Source organism: uncultured Methanobrevibacter sp. (genome assembly GCF_902771435.1).
In the GTDB taxonomy this organism is placed as follows: domain Archaea; phylum Methanobacteriota; class Methanobacteria; order Methanobacteriales; family Methanobacteriaceae; genus Methanocatella.
Genome location: NZ_CACXXB010000101.1, coordinates 1 through 2335 on the forward strand (window position 1 = coordinate 1; position 2335 = coordinate 2335).

3 protein-coding genes are annotated in these 2335 nt (G+C 34.9%); all 3 read left to right on the plus strand.

Annotated features, from left to right (window positions below; translation table 11 throughout):
- On the plus strand, window positions 1–1363 hold a 1363-nt coding region (locus QZU83_RS10750; RefSeq protein ID WP_295611975.1), incomplete at its 5' end, for a 4Fe-4S binding protein.
- 100 nt (window positions 1364–1463) lie between these two features.
- Window positions 1464–1748, plus strand: a complete 285-nt coding sequence (locus QZU83_RS10755) for a hypothetical protein (protein WP_295611976.1) — start codon at window positions 1464–1466, stop codon at window positions 1746–1748.
- On the plus strand, window positions 1749–2195 hold the full coding sequence (locus QZU83_RS10760; protein ID WP_292882604.1) for an NADH-quinone oxidoreductase subunit B family protein: 447 nt from the start codon (window positions 1749–1751) through the stop codon (window positions 2193–2195). It abuts the gene before it with no gap.
- Window positions 2196–2335 lie beyond the last annotated feature (140 nt).

Here is a 2335-nt window from a genome sequence, read left to right on the forward strand (position 1 = left end):
TAAAAAATGCCCTACAAAAGCCATTAAGTTTATCAATGGAAAGGCTTTTAGTTGTCTTACTTGTGGAATTTGTCAGAAAAACTGTCCGAATGATGCAATATTCCGCAATATTTACGGGGGATATGTTGTAGACAGAGCCAAATGTAATGGCTGTGGAATGTGTATGTACAACTGCCCAACCAATAACATTACTATTGAGGATGGAATTGTATATGGTATTTGTTCACGTTGTGGAGTATGTAGTGAAGTCTGTTCAAATCGTATTGATGGTTATGAAGTAGAAAAAGACAGGCAAATTACTTTAATCAAGTCATTTAACATATTGGATCCTCCTTTAAAGGATGTTCCACATAAAACAGATAACATAAAGACTGAAGTTACTCGATATTACTATGGCACAGATTTAGAGAAATGTATATTGTGCGGCAGATGTCAGCAATATTGTCCTGCAAGCGCAATTCAAGTACGTATTGATAGGGATGAAGGAATTTGCAGTGAATGCAGATTATGTGAAGATGTATGTCCTAACGGTTCAATGAATAGATTACAAATTGTTAATAGAGATACATGTACTCTTTGTCTAAACTGTATGAAAGCATGTCCTCATAATGCGATTTCTGTTGATGGATTTAAGATAAATATTAATAAGTTGAATCAAAAACCTGACGGCTCAATCATATCTTGCCTAAACTGTGGTTTATGTGCAGATTTATGTGAAAATGGGTCTCAAAAAAGGGATGGTAATAAATTAAGATATGATCCAACAGCTGATACTGAGAATGTTACTCATGATAAAGCTATTGATGCATGTCCGATTCACATTTTACATGAAGATGATGAGATGTTTATCTATGATGAAATTGATGATGTGGAATTACCTACATTATCTGGTTTCTGCGTATCCTGTGGAAAATGTGTTCAAGTTTGTGATGTAGCCAAAGCTCGCCAAGTAATGGTCTATTCATGGGATGGAAAAGTATCTGATGATTGTATTTCCTGTGGAATATGTAGTGAAGTTTGTCAGGAAGATGCAATTACTCTGCATAGAGGAAAGATTTCCGTTGATTTGGATAAATGTATCTTATGTGAAAATTGTGCTGTTCACTGTCCGGTTGATGCCATACCTAAATCTACAATGTATAAAAATGAAATTACTGGTGGATTCAATTTCATCGAACAGCAATTGTGTATGCATTGTGGTTTGTGTCATAAGACTTGTTCATATGATGCAATTGATGAAATCGATGGACAGTTTGTTGTTAATGAAGATAAATGTACCTATTGTGGTGCATGTAAAAATGCATGTCCTGCAAAAGCATTTTTATTCGAAAGAAATTTTAAAGATTCAATAGAGGGTATTTAAATGAGCAATTTACTTAAAATAGCTTTACAAGGAGCTTTTACTAACTTTAAAAGAATCATGCGGAGGTTGTGCCAATGTATGTCCGACAGGTGCAATTGAGATGAAAGGGCTAACAAGTCCTAAAAAATTAACTGATGATTGGATTAAAAGTGAAGTACCTGAAATTAATCTTGAAAAATGCGTTGTATGTTATTATTGTCATGATTTCTGTCCGATATTTTCACTTTATGGTCAGAAAGGAACTATTCATCCAAGTTGTGTTGGAGATCAGGAAGTTGACCTTGATTTAACTGAACCATTTAAAATTTCAGATGAAAAGCTTAAAGTCATTTCACAATATTTATCAGATAATACTGTGTTGAGAAATAGGGAGGAAGGTGATTAGATGGGAATTAAATCATTTTCAAGAGCCAGAGCAATACATGTCATGTTGGTTTACACTGGCGGATGTAACGGATGCGATATTGAAATTGTTAATTCAATTTTATCACCAAGATTTGATGCTGAACAATATAATGTGTTCTTAACTTGGAATCCTCGTGAAGCTGATGTTTTAGTTGTCACAGGTCCTGTTACACATTTAAATAGAAAGCCATTGGAAGAGATTTACAAGGCCATTCCTAATCCTAAATTGGTTGTGGCTGCTGGAAGTTGTGCTCTAATGGGTGGTGTTTATAAGAATTGTTTTGCTGATATTCCATCCGAAGAAATTGAAGGACCTGTTGAAAATGTCATACCGGTTAATGCAAAAGTTCCGGGTTGTGCTGTAAGGCCTCAAGATGTTTTGGCAGGAGTTGTATCATTATTACCTACATTATTAGATGCGGATTAAAGAGGGGATTAAATGGATGAAAAAGTACCGAGAAGCAAAATTATTGAAACTGAAATTCCAATGGGTACAGTTCACCCTGCTGCATTGGAACCATATAGGGTAAGGATTTTTGTTGAAGATGAAATAGTTCAGGAAGCTGA